23 protein-coding genes and 1 tRNA gene (1 of these 24 running past the window's edge) are annotated in these 24,045 nt (G+C 68.3%); 9 read left to right on the top strand and 15 right to left on the bottom strand.

What is annotated here, in order from left to right:
* Positions 1-33, bottom strand: the start of a protein-coding gene (gene msrP, locus JO391_RS17655) for a protein-methionine-sulfoxide reductase catalytic subunit MsrP (protein ID WP_220661745.1). Its footprint begins 900 nt before the window's first position; 33 of the gene's 933 nt are visible here — the first part of the coding sequence; the start codon lies at positions 31-33; its stop codon lies off the left edge, out of view.
* A 272-nt stretch (positions 34-305) separates the two neighbouring features.
* Here msrP and JO391_RS17650 point away from each other — a divergent pair, with 272 nt between their 5' ends.
* A complete protein-coding gene (locus JO391_RS17650) occupies positions 306-785 on the top strand; it encodes a fasciclin domain-containing protein (protein ID WP_220661744.1) in 480 nt (159 codons plus the stop codon).
* 107 nt (positions 786-892) lie between these two features.
* Positions 893-2,419 carry a fasciclin domain-containing protein gene (locus tag JO391_RS21760; RefSeq protein ID WP_220661743.1) on the top strand — a complete coding sequence of 509 codons (1,527 nt, stop codon included), beginning with the start codon at positions 893-895 and terminating at the stop codon, positions 2,417-2,419.
* Between the two features lie 5 nt (positions 2,420-2,424).
* On the opposite strand, the gene JO391_RS17640 is transcribed toward JO391_RS21760, so the two are convergent.
* The 10 genes from JO391_RS17640 to JO391_RS17595 form a co-directional block, all read right to left on the bottom strand.
* A complete protein-coding gene (locus tag JO391_RS17640; protein WP_220661742.1) occupies positions 2,425-2,943 on the bottom strand; it encodes a hypothetical protein in 519 nt (172 codons plus the stop codon).
* A gap of 120 nt (positions 2,944-3,063) precedes the next feature.
* On the bottom strand, positions 3,064-3,519 hold the full coding sequence (locus JO391_RS17635) for an SRPBCC family protein (RefSeq protein WP_220661741.1): 456 nt from the start codon (positions 3,517-3,519) through the stop codon (positions 3,064-3,066).
* Positions 3,516-3,848, bottom strand: a complete 333-nt coding sequence (locus tag JO391_RS17630) for an ArsR/SmtB family transcription factor (protein WP_220661740.1) — start codon at positions 3,846-3,848, stop codon at positions 3,516-3,518. Before JO391_RS17630 ends, JO391_RS17635 begins: the two co-directional genes overlap by 4 nt.
* A gap of 126 nt (positions 3,849-3,974) precedes the next feature.
* The gene (gene clpB, locus JO391_RS17625) at positions 3,975-6,587 is read right to left on the bottom strand and encodes an ATP-dependent chaperone ClpB (protein WP_220661739.1); all 2,613 of its coding nucleotides are present in this window, start codon (positions 6,585-6,587) and stop codon (positions 3,975-3,977) included.
* Between the two features lie 139 nt (positions 6,588-6,726).
* Positions 6,727-7,818 (bottom strand): molybdenum ABC transporter ATP-binding protein, encoded by a 1,092-nt coding sequence (gene modC / locus JO391_RS17620; RefSeq protein WP_220661738.1) that lies wholly within the window; start codon positions 7,816-7,818, stop codon positions 6,727-6,729.
* Positions 7,815-8,513, bottom strand: a complete 699-nt coding sequence (gene modB / locus JO391_RS17615) for a molybdate ABC transporter permease subunit (protein WP_220661737.1) — start codon at positions 8,511-8,513, stop codon at positions 7,815-7,817. The genes modC and modB overlap by 4 nt, the downstream gene beginning before the upstream one ends.
* A gap of 19 nt (positions 8,514-8,532) precedes the next feature.
* Positions 8,533-9,291, bottom strand: a complete 759-nt coding sequence (gene modA, locus JO391_RS17610; RefSeq protein WP_220661736.1) for a molybdate ABC transporter substrate-binding protein — start codon at positions 9,289-9,291, stop codon at positions 8,533-8,535.
* A gap of 87 nt (positions 9,292-9,378) precedes the next feature.
* Entirely contained in the window at positions 9,379-9,720 is a 342-nt protein-coding gene (locus JO391_RS17605) for a winged helix-turn-helix domain-containing protein (RefSeq protein WP_259444744.1), read from the bottom strand.
* A gap of 70 nt (positions 9,721-9,790) precedes the next feature.
* Positions 9,791-10,183, bottom strand: coding sequence for a rhodanese-like domain-containing protein (locus tag JO391_RS17600; RefSeq protein ID WP_220661735.1), 393 nt, complete (start codon positions 10,181-10,183; stop codon positions 9,791-9,793).
* A gap of 71 nt (positions 10,184-10,254) precedes the next feature.
* Positions 10,255-11,367, bottom strand: coding sequence for an alpha/beta hydrolase (locus tag JO391_RS17595; protein ID WP_220661734.1), 1,113 nt, complete (start codon positions 11,365-11,367; stop codon positions 10,255-10,257).
* Between the two features lie 225 nt (positions 11,368-11,592).
* Between JO391_RS17595 and JO391_RS17590 the strand changes: the two genes are divergently transcribed.
* The gene (locus JO391_RS17590) at positions 11,593-12,675 is read left to right on the top strand and encodes an AI-2E family transporter (protein WP_220661733.1); all 1,083 of its coding nucleotides are present in this window, start codon (positions 11,593-11,595) and stop codon (positions 12,673-12,675) included.
* Between the two features lie 91 nt (positions 12,676-12,766).
* On the opposite strand, the gene JO391_RS17585 is transcribed toward JO391_RS17590, so the two are convergent.
* From JO391_RS17585 to JO391_RS17570, 4 genes are all read right to left on the bottom strand, one after another.
* A tRNA-Ile gene (locus JO391_RS17585) sits at positions 12,767-12,842 on the bottom strand.
* Positions 12,843-12,880: 38 nt separating this feature from the next.
* Complete coding sequence (locus JO391_RS17580) at positions 12,881-13,732, bottom strand: glycosyltransferase family 2 protein (RefSeq protein ID WP_259444743.1); 852 nt, start codon at positions 13,730-13,732, stop codon at positions 12,881-12,883.
* Complete coding sequence (locus JO391_RS17575; RefSeq protein WP_220661731.1) at positions 13,696-16,170, bottom strand: hypothetical protein; 2,475 nt, start codon at positions 16,168-16,170, stop codon at positions 13,696-13,698. The genes JO391_RS17580 and JO391_RS17575 overlap by 37 nt, the downstream gene beginning before the upstream one ends.
* Before the next feature lie 12 nt (positions 16,171-16,182).
* On the bottom strand, positions 16,183-17,121 hold the full coding sequence (locus JO391_RS17570) for a hypothetical protein (RefSeq protein WP_220661730.1): 939 nt from the start codon (positions 17,119-17,121) through the stop codon (positions 16,183-16,185).
* Between the two features lie 93 nt (positions 17,122-17,214).
* On the opposite strand from JO391_RS17570, the gene JO391_RS17565 reads away from it, so the two are divergent.
* From JO391_RS17565 to JO391_RS17540, 6 genes are all read left to right on the top strand, one after another.
* A complete protein-coding gene (locus tag JO391_RS17565; protein ID WP_220661729.1) occupies positions 17,215-18,264 on the top strand; it encodes a saccharopine dehydrogenase in 1,050 nt (349 codons plus the stop codon).
* Positions 18,265-18,307: 43 nt separating this feature from the next.
* Positions 18,308-19,462 carry a saccharopine dehydrogenase family protein gene (locus tag JO391_RS17560; RefSeq protein WP_220661728.1) on the top strand — a complete coding sequence of 385 codons (1,155 nt, stop codon included), beginning with the start codon at positions 18,308-18,310 and terminating at the stop codon, positions 19,460-19,462.
* An 82-nt stretch (positions 19,463-19,544) separates the two neighbouring features.
* A complete protein-coding gene (locus JO391_RS17555; protein ID WP_220661727.1) occupies positions 19,545-21,290 on the top strand; it encodes a heparinase II/III family protein in 1,746 nt (581 codons plus the stop codon).
* Positions 21,291-21,309: 19 nt separating this feature from the next.
* On the top strand, positions 21,310-22,896 hold the full coding sequence (purH, locus tag JO391_RS17550; protein ID WP_220661726.1) for a bifunctional phosphoribosylaminoimidazolecarboxamide formyltransferase/IMP cyclohydrolase: 1,587 nt from the start codon (positions 21,310-21,312) through the stop codon (positions 22,894-22,896).
* A gap of 5 nt (positions 22,897-22,901) precedes the next feature.
* Positions 22,902-23,396 (top strand): signal peptidase II, encoded by a 495-nt coding sequence (gene lspA, locus JO391_RS17545; RefSeq protein WP_220661725.1) that lies wholly within the window; start codon positions 22,902-22,904, stop codon positions 23,394-23,396.
* Between the two features lie 53 nt (positions 23,397-23,449).
* Positions 23,450-23,986: a DUF3035 domain-containing protein gene (locus JO391_RS17540; protein ID WP_220661724.1), complete on the top strand. Its 537-nt coding sequence runs from the start codon at positions 23,450-23,452 to the stop codon at positions 23,984-23,986.
* The last annotated feature ends 59 nt before the right edge of the window (positions 23,987-24,045 follow it).

Raw genomic sequence — 24,045 nt, 5'->3', positions numbered from 1 at the left:
CGACCAGCCGAGCCGTCCATTGCGTGCTGTCATCGCTTTTCTCCTGCGACATGCAATCCTTGTGCTTCTCCTTATACGCCTGCCGCTGGCGCGGAGTTTCACCCGGACCCCGCAAAATCATCAGCGCGCCGGTCACGATTTCTGACGTCCGATCACTCCAATGTGACTGGACGCGGCGCAAGGTCGCAGCTTGGCGCGAAATCGCCGCAGGTCAACGTCGCTTCGTCCAAATTTGAACCTGATCCGCCCCACACCCCACCGCCGTAGCCATTGGGCCAAAACGGCTCAACATACGGGAGTGACCGATGATCCGCAGAACCTTCCTCGCGCTTGCCGCTGCCACCACCTTCCTTACCGTCCCGGCCCATGCCGCCGAAGTGGACATCGTGGACACCGCGGTTGCCGCGGGCAGCTTCACCACGCTGGTCGCCGCCGTTCAGGCAGCGGGCCTCGTCGAAACGCTGAAGGGCGAAGGCCCGTTCACCGTGTTCGCCCCCACAGATGCGGCCTTTGCCGCTCTGCCCGTGGGCACGGTGGAAGACCTGCTGAAGCCGGAAAACAAGGACAAGCTGGTGGCGATCCTCACCTACCACGTCGTACCGGGCAAGGTGATGTCCACCGACCTGACCGAAGGCATGATGGCCAAGACCGTTCAGGGTGGTGAAGTGACCATCACCCTGGAAGGCGGGCCCAAGGTCAACGGCGCCGTCATCTCGGGCCCCGACATCGCGGCCACCAATGGCGTGATCCACGTCATCGACTCGGTCATCCTGCCGCCGATGTAAGACCAACCGACCGGGCGTCCCATCGGGCGCCCGGCTCGCTTTCCGGCTGACGCAAGCCCTGCGCAGGGCGCGCCCGGACCACCCCCCCACATCATATGGAGCCTGCCGTGCCCTCGATCGCCGCGATTGCCGCTGCCGACGACCGTTTCGACATCCTCGTGAATGTGCTGACCTTCGTGGATTCGGCCATCCCCGGATCGAACCTGCTTCCCACCCTGTCGGCCCCGAGTTCGGATTTGACCGTCTTTGCCCCGACCGATGCCGCCTTTGGCCAACTGGCGAAGGACCTCGGCTTTGCCGGAAACCCGGCCAATGCCACGGCCGTCACGAACTTCCTCACCAGCGCACTGGATGCGGCGACGCTGCGGACGGTGCTCCTCTATCATGTCAGCGCCGGCACCCAGCTTGCGGCCGACATTGCCGCGCAGGGCTCGGTCACCACTCTGACCGGGGCCACCATCACCACCGACCTGCCCACCCTGGTGGATGCAGAACCCGACCTGATCGACCCCTCGCTCGTGCAGACCGACGTGATCGCCAGCAATGGGGTGATCCACGCCATCGACCGCGTGCTGCTGCCCGTCGATCTGGCCGGAAATGACGCGCCCACCATCACGGAAATCGTCGCGGCCAGCGGCGGCACGCCCGATGCCAACCGTGGCGATTTCGACATCCTGCTTCAGGCCGTCACCACCGCCGGCCTCGCCGGCGCCCTGAACGACCCCAGCGCCGACCTCACCGTCTTTGCCCCGACCGACGCCGCCTTCATCCGGCTGGCCGAGGCCCTGGGCTACGACCAGCACGGCGAATCCGGCGCCTTCACCTATATCGCCGATGCGCTGACGCTCCTGTCCGGTGGCGGCGATCCGGTGCCGCTCCTGCAATCCATCCTCACCTATCACGTCGCGCCTGAATCCCTTCAGGCATCGCAAGTACTGTCAAGCGCCAGCATCGACACCCTGTTCGGCACGACCATCGGCCAGCAGAACGGACGCCTCATCGACGCCGACCCCGATTTCAAGAGCGCCGGCTTCGTCACCACCGACATCCAGGCTGCCAACGGCGTGGTGCATGTCATCAATGGCGTTCTCCTGCCGGTCGATATCCCCGGCTTTGGCGGCCCCAACGGCGATGAACTGGTGATCGCCGACGACGCGGCCAACATCCTGCGCACCAACGACGGCAACGACCTGATCGACGGCAACGGCGGCAATGACATCATCGTCGCTGGCTCCGGCAACGACCTCGCCCTTGGCGGCGCGGGCAACGACCGGCTGTCGGGTGGCCGCGCCAATGACACGCTTCTGGGTGGCGACGGACTGGATGTCCTTTACGGCGGCCACGGCGTCGACCGCTTGGGCGGCGGCACGGGCCATGACATCCTGGAAGGCGGCGGCGGGCGCGATGTCTTTGTCTTCACCACCGGCGACGGCCGCGACATCGTCACCGATTTCAAGGCCGGCACCGACCGCATCGACCTGTCGGGAACCGGCTTCGACGATTTCGCCGACCTCGCGGGCCGGATCGTCGACCGTTTCGGCCTGACCGAAATCCGCCTCGGCGGCGGCGATGTCATCAGCCTCTGGAGCGTTGACGCCCACGACCTCACGGCGCGCGACTTCCTCTTCGCCTGACGATCTCAGCGGGTGGCTGGCTTCTTCACATCCAGCGCGGTCTTGCCCGAGGCGATGTCATAAGTGCAGCTGGCGCTCTTGGCGCCAGCCTTGTCAAAGACCGACATCTCCACCAGCGCGCGCTTGCCACCAGCAGCCGCCGTTGTGCTGACGATATTGCCCACCGACAGGTTCTTCGCCTGGGCCGCCTTCACGCAGGCGGACTGGGCCGCCTTGACCGTGCCCGATGGCAGCCCGGCATCAGCCCGGTACGGCTCCACTGTCACCTTGCCGGTCGCCGCCACCTGAACGCAGCGGTAGTCGCCCTTCTTGCCCAAGAGCTTGCCGCGGAACAGCACTTCCGTCCCCACGGTCCGACCCTTCTTGTCGCGGATCGGCTGCACCTGCTGCAGCTTGTCGAAGATGATCAGCTGCTGCAGCGCCGCCTTGGCACAGGCCGGCACCGCGTCCTGCGCCCGCGCCGCAACCGGCAAGGCCAGTGCAAGCGACAGCATCAGCAGGGCAACACGCGAACGGGCAGACATGCGGGCGATTCCTTCCAGGTGATGTCGCATCATCCTAGTCGGACCCTCCGTCGTACCGAAAGGGGGCCAAGGCAGAAACGCTGGCAGGCGCCCGCACCGAAACCCCTGCCTTCTGCCTTTTCAGGCGGCACGCGCCGCTTCGGCCAGGCCAACAAGGTTGTCGACCGTTCGGGCCGTTCCCGCGGCCACGCCAAAGCGCAGGAAATCCTCCAGATGCGCCGCCGACCGGCAGCGGATCTCCACCCGCATGTCGGTCATCTCGCCCTCAGGCTGAAAAGTCACCGTACCGGCCGCGCCCATCGCCTCGAACTCCAGCCGGTGAGGCGGCTCGATCCGCGTATAGGTGCCGGTAAACGGATGGTCCGCCTGATCCGCGGTGGCGAAGTGCAGCCCGCCGCCGACCCGCAAATCGACATCGCAGCGCGCCAACGGCCTGCCGGCGGGATCCCACCACAGAGTCAGCCGCGCCGGATCGGTCCAGGACCGGAAGAGCCAATCAGGTGTCGCACGGACGCGGCGCTCCAGCCGGATGGTATGGGTGGTGTGGTCAAGGGTGAAACCGGTCGTTGTCGTCATGGTCCTGCCTTTCGGGACTCGGGATCGGTATCTGCAAGCGCCTCCAGCAGGTCGAACCGTCCGTCCCAGGTCTTGCGGAACGGCTCGACCCAGTCGCTTATCGCGGCAATCGCCTCCGGGCGCAGCCGGCGCGGCCGCCGCGTCGCCTCGCGCCCCGAGACGATCAGCCCCGCATCCTCCAGCACGCGCAGGTGGCGCGAGATCGTGGGCTGGCGAAGGCCAAACGGGGCGCAAAGCTGTGCCACCGTCGCCTCGCCCTCCAGAAGACGGGTCACGATGGCCAGGCGCGTAGGGTCACCAAGGGCCATGAAGATCTGGTCAAGCGGCATGGGGTCCTCGCAGGTTTCCATATTTATAGCCGATTCGCTATATAGATGCAACGCGATGTAATTCCGCCCCGGCCTGAAACGAAAACGGGGGGCCGAAGCCCCCCGTTTCCCGTCCTGTCGCGATGCTCAGTGCACCACCGCCGCCGCCGGCCGGTCGCGCCGCGATGACGCGACGCGGTCGCCGATGATCAGCCCCTCGGGGCCAACCGTGACATGGATGGTGGACCCGTCCATCACGTCGCCCGCCAGCAGCATCTCGGCAAGCGGATCCTGCAGCGCGCGCTGGATCACCCGCTTCAGCGGCCGTGCGCCATAGACCGGGTCGTAGCCCTCGTCCGCCAGCCAGGCCTTCGCGTCGCGGTCCAGTTCCAGCGTGATCTTGCGCTGCGCCAGCCGCTTTTCCAGCCGCTTCATCTGGATCGTCACGATGCCGTCCATGTCGGCCCGGGCCAGGCGGTCGAAGATCACCGTCTCGTCCAGCCGGTTCAGGAACTCGGGCCGGAAGTGCCCGCGCACCGCTTCCATCACCTCGCGCTTCGCCTCGGACGCATCCGCGCCTTCCGGCAGCTGGCTCAGCGCATAGGACCCCAGGTTCGACGTCAGCACGATCAGCGTCTGCTTGAAGTCCACGGTCCGGCCCTGGCCATCGGTCAGGCGGCCGTCGTCCAGCACCTGCAACAGCACGTTGAACACTTCCGGATGCGCCTTCTCGACCTCGTCGAACAGCACAACCTGATAGGGCCGCCGCCGCACGGCTTCGGTCAGCACACCGCCTTCATCGTACCCCACATAACCGGGAGGCGCCCCGATCAGCCGCGACACCGCGTGCTTTTCCATGAACTCCGACATGTCGATCCGCACCATCGCGTTCTCGTCGTCGAACAGGTACTCGGCCACGGCCTTGGTGAGCTCCGTCTTGCCCACGCCGGTCGGGCCAAGGAACAGGAACGACCCAAGCGGACGGTTCTCGTCGTTCAGGCCCGCCCGCGCGCGCCGCACGGCATTGGCCACCGCCGACACCGCCGACCGCTGGCCGATCACCCGCTTGCCCAGCTCCTCTTCCATATGCAGCAGCTTCTCGCGCTCGCCTTCCAGCATCTTGCTGGTCGGGATGCCCGTCCACCGCTCCACCACTTCCGCCACCTGCTCAGGCCGCACGGTCTCGGACACAAGGGCGCCGCCCTCGCGGTTCTCCGATTCCGCCAACTGCTTTTCCAGCGCCGGAATACGCCCGTACTGCAGCTCGCCCGCCTTGCCGAAGTCGCCTTCGCGCTTGGCCTGCTCAAGCTCCGCCCGGGCCCGGTCCAGCTGTTCCTTCAGCTCGCGCGCCTTCTCCAGGCTGTCGCGTTCTGCCTGCCAGCGGGCCGTCAGCTCGGCCGACTTCTCCAGCTCCTCGGCCAGATCCTTTTCCAGCTTCTCCAGCCGGTCCTTGGACGCCGCGTCGTCTTCCTTCTTCAGCGCCTCGGCCTCGATCTGCATCTGCAGGATCTGCCGGTCGATCTGGTCAAGTTCCTCGGGCTTGGAATCCACTTCCATGCGCAGACGCGAAGCCGCCTCGTCCACCAGGTCGATGGCCTTGTCGGGCAGGAAGCGGTCGGTGATGTAGCGGTGCGACAGCGTCGCGGCCGCAACAAGGGCCGAGTCCGAAATCCGCACGCCGTGGTGCAGTTCGTACTTCTCCTTGATGCCGCGCAGGATGCTGATCGTGTCCTCCACCGTCGGCTCGCTCACGAACACCGGCTGGAACCTGCGAGCCAGCGCCGCGTCCTTCTCTACGTGCTTGCGATACTCGTCCAGCGTCGTGGCGCCCACGCAATGCAATTCACCCCGCGCCAGCGCCGGCTTGATCAGGTTGGCCGCGTCCATTGCGCCATCCGCCTTGCCGGCACCGACCAGCGTGTGCATCTCGTCGATGAACAGGATGATCTGCCCTTCGGCCGAGGTCACCTCGTTCAGAACCGCCTTCAGACGCTCCTCGAACTCGCCGCGGTACTTCGCACCGGCAATCAGGGCGCCCATGTCCAGCGCCATCAGCTTCTTGTCCTTGAGCGACTCCGGCACGTCACCGTTCACGATGCGCAGCGCCAGGCCCTCCGCGATCGCGGTCTTGCCCACGCCCGGCTCGCCGATCAGCACCGGGTTGTTCTTCGTCCGGCGCGAAAGCACCTGCATGGCGCGTCGAATTTCGTCGTCGCGGCCGATGATCGGGTCGATCTTGCCCTGCTCGGCGGCCTCGGTCAGGTCGCGCGCATACTTCTTCAGCGCGTCATAGCCTTCTTCCGCCGAAGCGGTGTCCGCCGTCCGGCCCTTGCGGATGTCATTGATCGCGGCGTTCAGCTTCTGCGCCGAAACCGCGCCCGCATCCAGAGCGTCCTTTGCCTTCGAAGGCACCATGGCCAGCGCCATGAGGATCCGCTCGACGGGAACGAAACTGTCGCCCGCCTTCTTCGCCACCTTCTCGGCCTCGTCCAGCACCTTGGCCAGACCGGGGTCCATGAAGGGCTGGGCATCGCCCGAAACCTTCGTCTGGCGGGCCACCGCCAGGTTGACCGCCTCGGTCACGCGCGCGGGTTCGCCCCCGGCACGCCGGATCAGGTTGGCGGCCAGCCCCTGATCGTCATCCATGATCGCCTTCAGCAGATGTTCGGGCGCAAGCCTCTGGTGGCTTTCCCGCATGGCAATGGTCTGCGCCGCCTGAAGGAACCCGCGCGACCGCTCCGTGAACTTTTCCAGGTTCATCGGTTCAAATCTCCCTTTCCAGCACCGTGTCGGGACGCCCTCATCAGGCACGTCCCCCCGGCCTCGGGACCAAGATGGGAACCCGCCCCGCCTGATGCAAGATTGCCACAACCTTCCGCCACCGGATTTTTCCGGGGTCTCAGCCCGCCGTGCCGCCGATGCTCTCCTGCGCGACCGAGACCGCTTTCAGCACGGCAAAGACCGGCCGCCCCGGGTCCAGCGCCAGCGCCATCACCGACCTCTGCGTGATCCGCGCCAGCAGCCGGTCCTCGCCCACGCGCAGCAGGACCATCGCCCCGGGCCCCTCGCCGCGCCTGATCTCCTCGACCTGTGCCTCAAGGATGTTCAGCGCCGAAATGCCCGTGGGCCGCTCCACCGCCAGCATCACGTCCTGAGCCAGGATGCGCAGCCGCAGCACCGTTCCCTCCGGCGCCGGAACCCGCGGCAACCACAGCGCGCCGCCGCCCGTCTCCAGTCGCGTCAGCCCGTCCGGTTCCTGCGCCACCACCCGCGCCGGGATCATCGCCCCCGCCTCGCGCAGCCCCATCACCGGCGCCGTCGCCGGGTCGGCCATCACCTCGGAGGCCGGCCCGGCCGCCACCACCCTCCCCCCGTCCAGCAGGACGATGGTCGTGGCCAGCCGCGCCACCTCGGCGACCGAATGGCTCACATACAGGATGGGCAGCCGCAGCTCGTCCCGCAGCCGCTCCAGATAGGGCAGGATCTCAGCCTTGCGCGCCTCGTCCAGCGCGGCCAAGGGCTCGTCCATCAACAGAAGCCGGGGGTTCGACAGGATCGCCCGCCCGATGGCCACCCGCTGCTTCTCTCCCCCGGACAGCGCGCCCGGCCTCCGGTCCATCAGTGCGCCGATCCCCAGAAGATCGACGATCCGCGCCACATCCGCGCCCGGCCCCTTCGGCGCGAACCAGCGCCCATAGCCCAGGTTCTGCCGCACCGTCAGATGCGGAAACAGCCGCCCGTCCTGAAACACATAGCCCATGCGCCGGCGATGCACCGGCACCGCCATGCCCGCGTCGGTGTCCAGCAAAACGGTCCCGTCCACCGCGATCCGCCCCCGGTCCGGCCGCAGAAGCCCCGCCACCGCATTGACCAGCGTGGATTTCCCCGATCCCGACCGCCCGAACAGCGCCGTCACCCCCGCCGGCGCCTCGAAAGCCGCGTTCAGCGTGAAGCCGGGGAATCCGTGCCGCACCGAAACCGACAGCGTCATCGCCCCGCGATCCTTCGCGCCACGGCCCGGCTGACCCATTCCGCCAGCGCCAGCGCCGTCATCGCCACCGCGATCGAGATCAGCACCAGCCGGAACGCCTGCGCCTCTCCGCCCGGCACCTGCAACCAGGTGTAGATCGCCGAAGGCAGCGTCTGGGTCTGGCCGGGAATGTTCGAGACAAAGGTGATCGTCGCCCCGAACTCGCCCATCGCCTTGGCAAAGGCCAGGATCGCCCCCGTCAGGATCCCCGGCAGGATCAGCGGCAGCGTCACCGTGGCAAACACCCAGATCCGCGGCGCCCCCAGCGTGCCTGCCGCCTCTTCCAGCTTCGGGTCCACCGCCTCGATCGCCAGCCAGATCGCCCGCACCATCAGCGGAAAGGCCATCACCCCCGCCGCCAGCGCCGCCCCCGTCCAGCGAAAGGCAAAGACGATGCCGAACCACTGGTCCAGCGGCTCCCCCAGAAACCCCTTCCGCCCGAAGGTCACCAACAGCAGATAGCCCGTCACTACCGGCGGCAGGATCAAGGGCAGGTGCACCAGCCCGTTCAGCACCCCGCGCCCCCAGAACCGCCAGCGCGCCAGCGCAAAGGCCACGAACACCCCCAAGGGCAGGCTCACCACCGTCGCCCAGAACGACACGCGCAGCGACAATGCCACCGCACGCCATTCCTCCGCTGTCAGTGCCTCGACCATGCGCCCCTTCCGGGCTGGCTCAGTTCAGAACGGCAAACCCCTGCGCGGTGAACTTCGCATCCGCCGCCCCGGACGACAACGCCTCAAGAAACGCCCGGTCCGCCGCATCCGCCGCCCCGGTCAGCAGCGCCGCCGGATAGACGATGGGCCGGTGCGTGTCCTCGGGGAAAACCCCCACCACGCTCACCCCCGCCTCCGCCACCGCGTCCGAGGCATAGACGATGCCGTAGGGCGCCTCGCCCGCCGCCACCAGCGCCAGCGCCGCGCGCACATTTTCCGACTGCGCCACCGCCCCCTCGACCGAAGGCCACAGCCCCAGCGTCTCCAGCGCCTCCTTGCCGTACTGCCCCGCCGGCACCGCATCCACCATCGCCATCGACAGCTTGCCCTCGCCCAGGAGCCCCTTCAGGTCCAGCCCCGGCCCGATCTCGACCTTCGCCGCCTCCGCGCCATGCGCCACCAGCACCAGCGTATTGCCCAGCAGATCGGCGCGCGTGCCCGGCACAACCAGCCCGGCCTTTTCTACCTCGTCCATCCAGGGCTCCGAGGCCGAGATGAAGATATCCGCCGGGGCACCCTCGATGATCTGCTTGGCCAGCGCGTTCGACCCGGCGTAGCTGATCGTCACCGTATTCCCGGTCGCGGCCTGGAACTCTGCCGCCACCTCGTCCAGCGCGGTCTTCAGCGAGGCGGCGGCAAAGACCACCACCTCCTCCGCCATGGCGGGTGCAGAAAGGCCAAGGCCCATCACGGCGGCAAGGGCAAGACGGCGGATCATCGGATGCCTCCAGGCGTTATATTCCGCCAGACATATCAGCCGGCCACGCCCACCCTGGCAAGCGTTATTTTCCGCCAGATATAGCGCCTAGCCCTTCGCCCGCAGCATCCGTTCCAGCGCCGCCACCGGCCCCGCCGCCGCCCCCTCGGCGACCTGAACCACCTCGCGGTACAGCCGCAACACCTCGGCCCCGGCCTCGGTCAGCCGCGCCCCGCCGCCGCCCGACCCGCCACGGACCGAGGCCACCAGCGGCTCGGCAAAGGCCGCGTTCATCTCTTCCACCAGCATCCAGGCGCGCTTGTAGCTCATCTCCATCTGCCGCCCCGCGGCGGAAATGGAACCGGTCTCGCCGATCCGCTCCAGAAGCTCGGCCTTGCCGGGCCCCAGCATCGCCCCGTCGAACAGGATGCGCAGCTTCAGGGATGTCATGGCTCTCGCTCCGCTACCGACAGAAGCGATGTTTCCTGATCGGCCAACCGGGCGCAAGCACCCGGCCCGCTCACATCCCCGGATCGACCGGCTCCACCACGGCGCCGCCACCCTCTTTCCAGTCCTTGAACCCGCCCAGGTTCCAGACCTCGGTGTATCCCATGTCCAGCAACAGCTTGCCCGCCAGTGCCGCGCGCCCCCCGCTCGCGCAATGCAGAACGACGGGGCGATCCCGCCGCAACTGCGGATCGGCATAGGGAGACTCCGGATCAGCCCGGAACTCCAGCATCCCGCGCGGAATGTGGTGCGACCCCTCGGCCCGGCCCATCTTGTCGATCTCCGGCGCGTCGCGGATGTCCAGAAGCAGCGCGCCCGCCGCCACCTTCTCTTGCGCCTCGGCCGCAGAAATCCGCGGCACCACCGCATTTGCCGCCGCCATCAAATCCTTCAGCGTCACCGTCATCGCACCCTCCTCACATTCGATGTTCAAGATACTTGCATGACATCCCCGGCCCGGCAACCACCCGCACCGGCTCAGTTGCCGAAGATGCGGATCGGCACATTCGCCAGAATCTGGTCCAGCCCCGGCGTTCCCGCACCGCCCAGACCGGGCGAAGAATTCAGCCCCAGCGCGATCAGCTCCACCACTTCGGGCGAATCCGCGAACTTGTCATGGCTGTTCGCCGGCGCATCGGCCACTTCGGTCAGGTCCACCACGGTGATGCCCAGCCCCTCCAGCGCCTCGGCATGAATCGCGCCCACCCGCGGCACCCCGCCCGCCACCACGCGCGACACCCGCAGCGCATAATCGCCTTCCGAAACCAGGACGTGAATCTTCTTGCGGAACTCGGGCGGCAGAATGGCCACCTGCGTGCGGAACAGATCCACGTCAATGTCGGGCGAGGCCAGGATCACCGTGTCGATTGTCTTGCCGCGCCCCAGCCGGCCCGAAAGCTGCGCATCCACCAGCCCCTCCATGGTCAGGAACGTGCCCATCGAATGGGCCAGGATGCTCACCCTCTCGGCGTTGGTCCGCGACAGGATCGACGACAACTCCTTCAGCTGCGACCGCGCCACCAGCGCCGAATTCAGGTCATAGACATAGCGCGGCACCCGCGCCGCCGAGGCCCAGGTGAACAGCACCGGCACTCCCTTGAACCCGCTGTCCTTGACGAACTGCGCCAGCCGCAACACCGCATCGCTCGTCGTGGTGTTGTAGCCATGGACAAACAGCAGAATCTCGCGCTGCCCCTTGGGTCGCTTCGCCAGCGCGGCATCCAGTTGCGAAATGAAGTCGCGTTCGGTCGTGTAGATCACCGGATCGACGATGGCGAATTCCTTGCGCGGATCGGGCGGCAACCGTTTGGGCCGCTCCAGCTGGCCCGTCACATGGTTCGGCGGAATGCTCACCTCGACCGAGGCCATCCCCAACTCCGGCGCGCGGGTTGCGGAATACAGCGCCCCCACCACTTCCGACGCCTGCCGCGTGCTCAGGATATACAGCTTCTCGCGCGAACTGCCGGGCACCGATTCGACTGGCACTGCCGCATTTTCCACGCCCACGATGTCCGGCGGGCGCGAACAGCCCGCCAGCATGAAGGCCGAAACCGACAGGGCAACGATCAGGCCACGAAACGGCAGGGGCATCCGGGTCTCCATCAGCGCGGCCCCTGTTCCGGCAAGCCCGGTTCAGGCAAGCCTGGGGGCAGGTCACGCAGCCTTATCACCGAACCCCCGCCCGCGCGGCAAGACGGCGCGGCGCCCGTCCTGCAAATGTCATGCCGGCGTTACGCGCGAAGGGCCTCCCCGCCCCTCCCGGTTCCTGTCATGCTCACCCGGCACGGCACACCGGCCGAAAAGGCGCAAGGCAACATGACCAGATCCCTGATCGAGACCAGCAGCTTCATCCTGCTCGTCGTGCTGATTTCCGCGGGCCTTGTCTGGCTGGTCCTGCCCTATTTCGGCGGCGTCCTCTGGGCCGTGATCTTCTCGATCCTGTTCCGCCCGCTGTTCCTGCGCCTTCTTTCCGCGACCGGAGGCCGCAAGACGCTCGCCGCCGCCCTCAGCCTTCTGACCTGCATCTTCATCGTCCTCATTCCCGCCGCCGTCATGCTGCAATCCCTGCTGGCAGAGCTTTCCGTCAGTCACGGTGCAACCGGAACAGGTACTGGCGCTGGCACCGGTGTTGCCCTCGACCCGGCCGCCGCGGTCCAGTCCCTGTGGAACGCCCTGCCCCTGTTCGTCACGGACACCCTGACCCGCTTCGGGATCGAAGGGCCGGGACAACTGCGCGAGATGGTCGCCACGGTGATCGGCGAAATCGCCAACACGGCCACCCGCCTGTCGCTCCAGGTCGGACAGGGCACGCTGCAACTGACCATCAACCTCGGCGTCATGCTCTACACGCTGTTCTTCCTGTTCCGCGACGGCCCGGCGATCATGGCCGCCATCCGCCGCTGCAGCCCGCTCAGCCCGGATCACACCGCCCGCATCATCGACCGCTTCGCCTCGGTCGTGCGCGCCACGATCAAGGGCAATGTCATCATCGCCATCGTGCAGGGCGTCCTGGGCGGCGTGATCTTCTGGCTCCTTGGCATCGACCCCGCCCTGCTCTGGGGTTTCGCGATGATGCTCCTGGCGCTCCTGCCGGTGGTCGGTGCCGCGCTCGTCTGGTTCCCCTTCGGCGTCATCCTCCTGCTTGGCGGAGACGTGACCAAGGGCCTCATCCTGCTTGCCTACGGGACGCTGGTGATCAGCGTGGTCGACAATCTCCTGCGCCCCGCCCTCGTGGGGCGCGACCTGCGCCTGCCCGATTATGTCGTGCTGATCTCGACCCTGGGCGGGCTGTCGGTGGCCGGGGCCAACGGCTTCGTCCTCGGCCCCATGATCGCGGCCCTGTTCTTCGCGGTCTGGTCCCTCTTCGCCGAGGAACAGGCCGCGACGCCCAAATCATGAAGTCCAGGTTAATGCGCACGCGCAACCCATTGATTTTGAACGGGTCGAGCAAGCGTCCGAGCTCGGACGCCTCTCCGGCAGTGGTGCGGGATGGTAGGCCCGGAGGGACTTGAACCCCCAACCTAAGCGTTATGAGCGCTCAGCTCTGACCATTGAGCTACGGGCCCCCCCGCGGTGCCTAGCAGATGGGGGGTTCCAGTCAAGCTCACCGCCCCCGCTCCCACCCCCGCGACCGCCCCAGCCGGACCGCCAGCGACACCGCCCCATAGACCGCGAACCCCACCGGGTCCCGCAGTGCCAGCCCGGCCAGGTCGGGCAAGGTCAGCCGCGCCTTGCCCTCCCGGTCCATCAGCCCCGGCCACAGCCGCGCGATCTCGGCCACCCCGGCATCCTGCCGCCGCCGCACCCGCACCAGCGCCGCGAATCCCTCGATCATCGGCCAGTCATAGGTCGGCCCCACCTGCACCCGCTCCCCCGGCAGGAACTGCATCCGGACAAAGGTATCGTCCGAAATGATCGCCGGAAACGCCCCCCACCGCGCCCGCCCCACGGCGTTGACCGCAAACAGCCCGTACCCCGGCGCCACGCTCCGCGCAAAGGGCAACCGCTGCCAGAACCGCGCATAGGCCCGCGTCACCGCCGTCTCGGGCCGCGGAATGACCGGCGTGCCAGAGGCATAGGCCGCCCCCTCACGCCCCAGCACCTCCACCAGTGCCCGCATCAGGCCCGGGCTCACCACCACATCTGCATCCAGATAGACCCGCCACTCCCCGCGCGCCGCGCCATCCCCCGCGTTCAAGGCGCCCGGCTTGCCGCCCTGTGCGAGGTCCAGCACGGTCAGGCCCCAGCCCGCCGCCGCCGCCTCCCCGGCCAGTTCCGCCGCCGCCGCCGCTGTCCGGTCGCGGCAACCATTGGCCACCACCACCGCCTCGACCGGTACGCCCGCGGGGTCCGAGCCGAACAAGGCCCGCAGGCACCGCCCGATCAGCGCCTCCTCGTTCGAGGCCGGGACGATCACGCTCAGCACCCGCCGCAGCCTTTCGCCAGCGCCTGCCACCGCGGGTTCTCGTCCGCCAGATGCCGCAGCGCGCCCCAGCCTCCCCATTTCGACGGGGCGGCAATGTCGTTGTAGGCCGCGAAGGGCGCCGCGCTGACCCGCGCCCAGTCGACCAGAAGCTCCTCGTAAAGCGCCCCCATCTCGGGCGAGTAATTCAGCGCCGAAAGGAAGCCGTTCAGCGCCATGTCGTCGTTCAGCGCCGGAGCGGCTGCGGCATGGCTTCCGCCCTCGTACATCACAAGGTCCAGCCCATAGGCCGAAGCCACCTGCGCCTGATAGGCAAACAGGTCGCGCAACCCCTTCAGGCTGCCATCCTCCGACCCTGACAAGGACCCGTCCCGCAGCTCCTGGGACGCCAGCTGCAGCGCCGCACCATAATCGCCCGGCCCCGACCCCGTCTGCTCCATCCAGCCCTTCACCAGCGCCGCGCCGGCGTCGGACCCGAGCGAGCCGCCGAAGTAGCCGGTCACGGCATAGGCATCAAAGCGCGTGGCCGGCATCGGCCGGCCCTCGGCCACCGAGGGCGGAGAGGTCAGGAGGGCTTCTTCCAGCCCCTTCCAGCCGGTCTGCGTGGTGATCACCCGCACCAGCCGGTCCGGCGCCTCGGCGCCAAAGACATCGGCCCAGATGTCGGCGATCTCGGCAGCGCGGTGGCCATAGAACTGCATCCAGACCGCCTTGTCGGCATCACCCCACCGCGACTTGCCCTGCTCATCGGCCCAATGCGCCTGTTCAAACCCCCAGTTCCAGACCTCGTTGGAATACTCCACCCATGCCCGGCGCCCCGGCGCCATCCCATCGCGCGCCGCCTCGGCCAGCGCCCTTGCCAGCCCGTCGTCGGCCTTGTGAGGCACATTGAACCAGGCATCGGCCTGGAGCTCGTTCGCCAGCGCCACCATCGCCGCCATCGGCACGCCCACCCGCGCCCAGGTGTAATCCGCCACCTGGGGCAACTGGTCGGCCGACACCAGAGGCGAGCCGTTGGTGGCCATCCAGTCCATGAAGCGCAGCATCTTCACCCCGTGCATCCGGGTCAGGAAATCGGGGTTGAAGATCTGGCCGGCGTCCAGAAGCCCGGCGCGATCCTCGCGCACCACGGTGATGCGGCGGATCGGGTCGGCAGGGTCGATCCTGTCGATGGTCACGATGACCGGCCCCTCGCCGGGAGTGAAGTCGAACAGCACCCGGCCCGGTATCGCCTGAACCACCTGCCCGCGCCCGCCCACCGAAAGGTCGCCCTGGCCTTCGTACCGCAGCAGATAGCGCCCCGCGATGCCGCCCGCGTCGGGCGGCAGGTCGGTCAGCATCACCGTGGCAATGGCGGAAAGTTCAGGCGGCATCGCCTTGGGCCAGCCCTCGGCATCCAGATAGCCCCCCTTCGCCAGTTCGTCATGGCCCCAGCCACCCCATTGGCCAGGCAGATGGCCGATCCAGGGCCGCGCCGTCTTCATCACGTCCAGGAAGGGCTGTTCCACCGTCCAGTCGTTCACCCCGGCCAGGTTCATCGCCAGCGAGGGGTTGGTGATCGGCGTCAGTCCATCCGGCAGCGCGGCATTGGCGGCAGGGGGCGGGGGCGGCGCGGTGGCCGGCTCGGCCACGGCAGACTGAACCGGCTGGGTTTGCTCCACCACGGCCAAAGCTTCGGGAGAAGGAGGCTCGTAACCAGAAACCGCTTCCCAGGCGATGCGCTGCATCGCCGCCGCCAGTTCGTCCGAGATCACAGCATCGCGCGAGGCCCAGGTCCGCGTCAGTTTGGCCGGCAACCCTTCGGGCGAGGCGCCGGTCAGCGCCGCCACGTTCACCATGGCCACGAAGTAAAGCCCCTTGGCATTGGGGTGGATCTTGTCCTCGAACAGATCCTGCGGCGAGGACAGCCCCGGCACCTCGCCGCGCGTGATGGCATCGGCCATGCGCGCCATTGCCTGCCCCGCCGGAATCAGCTGCACCGGCGCCCCGCCCAGTTGCGCGCTGGCCGCCGCCGCGGCCTGTTCCCAGGCCGGCAGATCGGCATCCAGCCGTTCCCGCCAGGAAAGGCGCGAATTCGGATCGCCGTCCACCGGCGTGCCGGAATCCAGGTCGTGCCAGGTCTCCAGCAGATAGATGCGCGCTTCGGGCGAGGCCGCCCGCGCGGCCTGTCCCCATTGCGCGATCTGCCCCGCGGTGTCGTTCCAGGCCACCTGAAAGGCCAGAGGCAGGCCCTCGGTCAGCACCAGCGCACCGACACCGCCCTGCGCCAGAACCGCGCGGCCATCGACACCCTCGGCCTCGGACGAATGGTCCCAGTTCCAGGACAGGGGCGCCCCGTTGATGACCTGCGCCTCGACCGGGTTCACATGCCCTCCCGCGCGCAGCGCCGCCTCGACCAGACCAGGCAGCTGCGGGCCGATCAGGCTGTGCCCGACGAACAGAACAGTGGCGGCAACTGGCAGGATCGACATGAGCCCTCGCGTTCAGCCCCTGGCCGGGGCCAGTCCCGCCGGAGGATAGCCGCTGACGACCCGCCAGACCACCTGCCGCAACGCGTCCTCGGCGTCCGGAGGCAGCGGCGTGGCCGGGCTGCCATCGGCGTTCAGCACCGGCGCATCTTCGGGCAAGCCGTGATAGATCACCGCGTGATGGGTCATCGCCACCAGCCAGTTGCCCCAGTCGCCCAGGTGAATCATGTCCGGCGCGCCCTCGGGCGTCCGGCCGAACAGCTGGCTGCGGTCGGTCATCCCCGGCACCTCGCCCGCCTCCATCGCCCGCACCGCCGCCGCCATCACCTGTCCGGCCGGAATCACATGGATCGTGCCCACGCCCCGCTCGGCCAGGGCGGGGCGCAGGATCTCGCCCTCCCAGTGCCGCGCAAGATCGGCATCCAGCCGCGCCAGCCAGCCCTCCGGATCGTCCAGCGGGTGCCAGGTCTCGTACAGATAGACGCGCACCTCCGGATTGCCTGCCCGCGCCGCGCGCGCCCAGGCCGCCAGCTCATGCGCCGAGTCGTGCCAGCGGATCGCATCGCGGATCTCCACCATCTCGGTCAGCACAACCACGTCGTAGTCGCCCGAAGCCAGCGCCTCGCCCACCGGGCGAAAGGCTGCGTGGTCGTTCTCGGTGTCGAACCCGGCGATCTCGCCCGTACGGTGGCCCTTCAGCGGCGTGCCCCAGCCCAGTTGGCTGGCGTGGTCATGACCGGCCCAGGCCCCCAGCATCGCCGGCATGTCCCGGCCCACCAGGCTGTGGCCCAGGTGATAGGTCGCCACCGGCCCCGAAGGCGGCGCAAGCGGCTCCCGGTACAACGCCGCGAATTCCTCGGTCGAAAGGCTTGGCCGCCGCCGGAACGCCCACCACAGGCCACCCGCCGCCGCCAGCGCGGCCCCCGCCCCGATAACCACGCTTCGCCTCTTCATCCCGCCCTCCGTTCCGTTCCAGTTGGGGGCACCCGGACGCATTGGCAAGGCCCCGGCCAGCGCCTATAGAACCGGCAACCAGCGGAGGGGACGATGACGCATCTGTGGGTCCGGGCCGAACAGCGGCCGAACGAGGAACGGGTGGGCCTCACCCCGCAGGGCGTGGCCGAACTGGTCCGCGCGGGCATCCAGGTCACGGTCGAGGAATCCTCGGTCCGCGCCATCCCGATCGAGGGCTACCTGCATGCCGGCGCCCGCATCGTCGAAGAAAACCTCTGGCCCCATGCACCTGCCGACGCCATCATCTTCGGCCTGAAGGAACTGCCCGAGGACGGCACGCCCCTCACCCACCGCCACATCATGTTCGGCCATGCCTACAAGGGCCAGCCCGCGGGGCAAGTGCTGCTCAAGCGGTTCAAGGCCGGCGGCGGAACGCTCTACGACCTGGAATACCTGGTTGACGACTCTGGCCGCCGCGTCGCCGCCTTCGGCTACTGGGCGGGCTATGCCGGCGCCGCGATCAGCCTGAAATGCTGGGCGGCACAACAAGCCGGCGGCATCGCCGGCCCGGTCCACAAATACCCAGGCAAGGCGGCGCTTCTGGCCGATCTGGTGGGCGACCTGCGCGGTCTGCCCCACCCAAGCGCGCTCATCATCGGCGCGCTTGGCCGGGTCGGCACCGGCGCGGCCGACCTCTGCTCTGCCCTCGGCGTGCCCACCACGCTGTGGGACATGGCAGAAACCGCCAGCGGCGGCCCCTTCCCCGAGGTGCTGCAACACGAGATCTTCCTCAACTGCATCCTCGCCCGTCCTGGCTGCCCGGTCTTCGTGCCCGCCTCGGCCAGGACCGACCCGCGCAAGCTGACCGTGATCGGCGACATCGCCTGCGACCCGACCTCGGATTTCTCGCCGATCAAGGTCTATGACCGCACGACCACCTGGGAGGAACCGGCGCTGCGCGTGGCCGACCTTCCGCCGCTGGATGTGACCGCCATCGACAACCTGCCCTCGCTCCTGCCCGTGGAATCGAGCGAGGATTACGCGACCCAGCTCCTGCCCTCGCTGCTGACCCTCACCGACCTCGGATCGGGCGTCTGGGGCCGTGCGAAGGCCGAGTTCGACCGCCACACAGCCACGCTCTGAACAGACGCCCTGCAAGGGCGCCGCCACCGAAGGGAGTTCACTCATGACGACGATCCACTGGTGCGGCACCGGCCTGTCCTCAGGCCCCGGCCTGCGCCGCCTGCTTGAACGCGGCCACAAGGTCACGGTCTGGAACCGCTCGGTCGACAGCGCCCGCGCGGCAGTGGGCGGCCTGACGCAGGACGTGCGCCTCTACACGCTGGATGCGCTGACCGCCGCACTGGAACCGGGCGACATCGCGGTGTCCATGCTGCCGGCCGACCATCATGTCGGGATCGCCAAGGCCTGTCTCGCGAAGGGCGCGAATTTCGTCTCGTCATCCTACATCGCGCCGGAAATGCGCGCGCTGGACGAAGACTTCCGCGCGAAGGGTCTGGTCTCGGAAAACGAGGTCGGGCTCGACCCAGGCATCGACCACCTGATGGCGCATGACCTCGTGGCCCGCTACCGCGCGTCGAAGGCCTATCACCCCGACAACGTGCTGTCCTTCATCTCCTATTGCGGCGGCGTGCCAAAGGTCGCCAATGCCTTCCGCTACAAGTTCTCCTGGGCGCCCGCCGGCGTGCTGAAGGCGCTGCGCTCGCCCTCGCGGTCCTTGCGCAACTTCAGCGAGTTGCGCATCGCCCGCCCCTGGGATGCCGTCACCGCCTATGACGCGCCGCTGCCGCAACCCGAAAGTTTCGAGGTCTATCCCAACCGCGACAGCTATCCCTTCATGGCGGATTATCGCTTCGATGCCGACTGGAAGGTGCGCGATTTCGTGCGTGGCACCATCCGCCTGAATGGCTGGGCCGCAGCTTGGGAGCCGGTGTTCCGCGCCGTGGAAAAGCTGGAAGGGGCAAGCGCCGCCGAAGTGGACGCCACCCTGGGCGCCATGGCGGCCGAGCTTCTGAAGGAAAACAGCTATTCCGAGGGCGAGGCCGACCGCGTGGTTCTGTTCGTCAGCCTCAAGGCCGAACGTGACGGCAAGCCGGTGTTCCACGAAACCTGGGCGATGGATGCCTGGGGCGACGTCCGTGGCACCGCCATGGGGCGGCTGGTCTCGGTGCCCGTGTCGCTCGCGGTGGAATCGGTGCTGTCGCGCGAAATCCCGGCAGGCGTCCATGCCGCGCCGCATGATCCGCGCCTGATCGAGAAATGGCTGGGCGAGGTCCGCCACCTTGCCCAATACATGGACCGCATCGACCACCTGGCCTGAGACGCACCGCCGGGCAGGGTGACAGCCCCGCCCGGCGCGGCTATGCTTTCGCCCCAAAGGCCCGCAAGGGTCAGAGGCAGGCATGACAGGCAAAACCGGAAAACCAGCAGCCGAACTTCGGGCGGCCGAACGCGGGGCGTTCGGCACACGCTTTGCCGTTTGGCGGGCCAGCCTGTCGCGCAGCGCGGAAAGCTTCGTCAGCCAGCCGGAACCGCGCACGATCGGCCATTTCGCCCGCGGCCGGCAGCTGGTGGCCGGCAACTTCCTTCTGGGCGGCTCCTTGGTCGAAGCGCCCGATACCCGCCTTTGGGACATCGCCGCGCCGCATCCCGATTTCGCGCAAGAGGCACAGGGCTTCGCCTGGCTTGACGATCTGGCCGCCGTGGGCAGCGCCGCCGCGCGCGACCGCGCGCAGGACTGGACCTTCGGCTGGATCGAGCGGTTCGGTCGGGGCGACGGGCCGGGCTGGACGCCGGGGCTTGCCGGACGGCGGCTGATCCGCTGGATCAACCATGCCTTCTTCATCCTTCAGGGCCGCCCCAAGCCCGAGGCCGACGCCTATTTCCGCTCGCTGACCACCCAGACGGTCTGGCTCTCGCGCCACTGGTCCGCCGCACCTCCCGGCCTGCCCCGGTTCGAGGCGCTGGTCGGAACCATCTGCGCGGGTCTCGCGCTGACGGGCCTTGGCCGCCACGTCGGCCCTGCCGTTGCGGCGCTGGCGCAGGATTGCACCAGCGGAATCGACTCGCAGGGCGGCATCCCGACCCGCAACCCCGAGGAACTGCTCGAAGTCTTCAGCCTGCTGCTGTGGGCAGATCAGGCGCTGGCCGCAGCGGATCAGCCCATCCCCGAGCCGTTGACCGCCGCGCTCGACCGCATCGCCCCCACCCTGCGGGCATTGCGCCATGCCGATGGCGGGCTGGCCCGGTTCCACGGTGGCGGGCGCGGGCTGGAAGGGCGGCTCGACGCCGCGCTTGCCACCTCGCCGGTCAAGACCGTGGCACCGGGTTTCGCTATGGGATTCGCACGCATGGCCGCACATCGCACCACCGTGATCGTCGATGCCGCCTCGCCCCCTGCCGGCGCCGCCGGCGCGCGTGGCCATGCCTCGACGCTGGCCTTCGAACTCACCTCGGGCCGCCGCCCGCTGATCGTCTCTTGCGGCTCGGGCGCGGCCTTCGGCCCGGAATGGCGCCGCGCCGGACGCGCCACCGCCTCCCATTCCACCCTCTCGATCGACGGCTTCTCCTCCTCGCGTTTTCCCGGCGACGGACGCGAGGTCCTGACCGAACTCGCGCCCATCACCGTGGCGCGGCTCTTCCCCGCCGATGTCGGCACCGTCATCCACCTTGGCCACGGCGGATGGTCCGTCACCCACGGCCTCACCCACCGCCGCGACCTCTCGCTTTCCCCGGATGGCCGCCGCCTCGCCGGCCTCGACACGCTGCTGGCCGCCACACCCGAAGAGCGCGAACGGTTCGAGGCGCTGATGACGCGCACCCACCTGGAAGGCGCGGCCTATGCCGTGCGCTTCCACCTGCACCCCGATGTCGATGCCTCGCTCGACCTTGGCGGCACGGCGGTCTCCCTTGCCCTGAAAAGCGGCGAGATCTGGGTGTTCCGCCCCGAGGGCCGCTCGGCGCTGTCGCTGGAACCCTCGGTCTACCTCGAACGCGGCAGACTTGCGCCGCGCGCGACACATCAGATCGTGCTTTCGGGCCGCGCGCGCGATTTCCATACCGAAGTCGGCTGGACCTTGGCGAAGGCACAGGATACTCCGCTGGCGATTCGAGACCTGGACCGGGACGACTTGACCGTCCCCCTCTGACCGACGCGAAGGGGTGCCCATGACGAACCTCGTCCCCATCGGCCGCGCGCTGATCTCCGTTTCCGACAAGAGCGGGCTACTGGACCTCGCCCGCGCGCTTGCCGCCCAGGGGGTGGAACTGATCTCCACCGGCGGCACCTCCGGGATGCTGCGCGCCGCGGGGCTCAAGGTGCGCGATGTCTCCGACGTGACCGGCTTCCCCGAGATGATGGATGGCCGGGTCAAGACGCTGCACCCCGCCATCCACGGCGCCCTCCTCGCGCTGCGCGACGACGACGAACACCTTCTGGCCATGGCCGCCCACGGGATCGAGCCGATCGACCTCCTGATCGTGAACCTCTACCCCTTCGAAGCCACCGTCGCGATGGGCGCCGACCACGCCACCTGCATCGAGAACATCGACATCGGCGGCCCCGCGATGATCCGCGCCGCGGCCAAGAACCACCGGTCCGTCGCCGTCGTCACCGACCCGGCCGATTACCAGCCGCTGCTGGACCAGATGGCCGCCCATAACGGGGCCACCACCATGGCCTTCCGCCAGAAGCTGGCGCTCAACGCTTATGCCCGCACTGCCGCCTATGATGCCGCCGTGTCGGGATGGCTGGCGCAGGAAATCAACTGCCCCTTCCCGCGCCATCGCGCCTTCGGCGGCCATATCGCCCAGAAGCTGCGCTATGGCGAGAATCCCCACCAGGCGGCTGCTTTCTACACCGATGGCACCCGGCGAGAGGGCGTGGCAACGGCCCGCCAGTGGCAGGGCAAGGAATTGTCCTACAACAACATCAACGACACCGACGCCGCCTTCGAACTGGTGGCCGAATTCGACCCGGGCACCCCGGCCTGCGCCATCATCAAGCACGCCAACCCCTGCGGCGTGGCCACCGGCGGCTCGCTCACCGATGCCTACCTGCGCGCCTATGATTGCGACCGTACCTCGGCCTTCGGCGGCATCGTCGCGCTGAATCGCGCGCTGGACGCCGCCACCGCGGAAGAGATCGTGAAGATCTTCACCGAAGTCGTGATCGCACCCGGCGCAAGCGACGAGGCCCGCGCCATCTTCGCCGCCAAGAAGAACCTCCGGCTTCTGACCACCAATGCCCTGCCCGACCCGCGGGCCAGGGGCCTGTCCTTCCGCCAGGTCTCCGGCGGCTTCCTGGTGCAGGACCGCGACGCCGCCAGTGTCACCGAAGCCGACCTCAAGGTCGTGACAAAGCGTGCCCCCACCGCCCGCGAAACCGCCGACCTCCTGTTCGCCTGGTCGGTCGCCAAGCACGTCAAGTCCAACGCCATCGTCTATGTGAAGGACGGCGCCACCGTCGGCGTGGGCGCCGGCCAGATGAGCCGCGTGGACAGCACCCGCATCGCCGCCCGCAAGTCGCAGGACATGGCCGAAGCGCTTGGCCTGCCCGGACCTCTGACCCTGGGCTCGGTCGTCGCTTCCGACGCCTTCTTCCCCTTCGCCGATGGCCTGCTGGCCGCGGCCGAGGCCGGGGCCACAGCGATCATCCAGCCCGGCGGCTCGATGCGCGACGACGAGGTGATCGCAGCGGCCGATGCCGCGGGGCTCGCCATGGTCTTCACCGGCCAGCGGCATTTCCGGCACTGATCTCCATGCACCTTCTCACGCTGGTCGCCCTTGCCACCTTCGTGCTGGACCAGGTCACCAAATGGGCCGTGGTCCATGGCATGAACCTGATCGAGATCGGCTCGATCGAGGTGATCCCCACGGTGCTGGCCTTCCACATGGCCTGGAACACCGGAATCAACTTCGGCCTCTTCGCCGCCGAGGCCGACTATGCCCGCTGGATCCTCATCGCCATCGCGCTTGGCATTTCCGCCTGGGTCTGGCTCTGGGTAAGGCGCGAAGGCGCCGATCCCCGGTCGCAGGTCTTTGCCGGCCTGCTGATCGGCGGCGCCATCGGCAACGTTGTGGACCGCGTGATCTACGGGGCAGTGGCAGATTTCCTGAACGTCTCGTGCTGCGGCATCGAAAACCCCTTTTCCTTCAACGTGGCCGATGCGGCGATTTTCGTCGGCGCGCTTGGCCTCGTGCTGTTTCCGGGCAAATCCGCCGAACCCGGAAAGAAGGGCCGAAAGACCCCGTGACGCGGCAAAGCCCCTGCGCTAAGGAAGGCCGACCGGGGCCGGTGGAGACAGGCATGATCGTGGAAGGCGGAAGGTGGAAGGCGGCGCTCGTTGCGCTGGCACTCCTTGCGGCCTGCTCCTCGGGCGACCCGAACCTGATGCGTCTCAAGCCCGCGGGCGAAGGGCCGGACGAATTCGCGGCGATTCCCTCCAAGCCACTGGAAATGCCGCCAAGCCTCGCCGCCCTGCCCGCGCCGACGCCGGGCGGACAGAATCGCGCCGATATCAACCCGATGGCCGATGCGGTCATCGCCCTGGGCGGCAATCCGACGGCGCGCACCGGTACGCCGCCCGCCTCGGATGGCAGTCTTGTGACCTATGCGTCGCGCTATGGCGTCAGCCCGAACATCCGCCAGGTTCTCGCCCAGGAGGACTACGACTACCGCAGCGCAAACCAGGGCAGGCTCCTGGAACGCTGGTTCGGCCTGAACACCTACTACGGCGCCTACACGCAGTTCTCGCTGGACCCCTGGGCCGAGATGCAACGTTGGCGCAAGGCCAACGCCGCCACGCCTTCGGCCCCGCCCTCGCCGGAATTCGTCGTCCAGTAATCGCGCGCGCTCACATCTGCGCCAGCCGGGGTTGCCTGACGGCAGGCATCGCGTAGCTT

This window comes from Neotabrizicola shimadae, assembly GCF_019623905.1.
GTDB lineage: Bacteria > Pseudomonadota > Alphaproteobacteria > Rhodobacterales > Rhodobacteraceae > Neotabrizicola > Neotabrizicola shimadae.
This window is presented reverse-complemented; position numbering and strand designations above follow the sequence as displayed.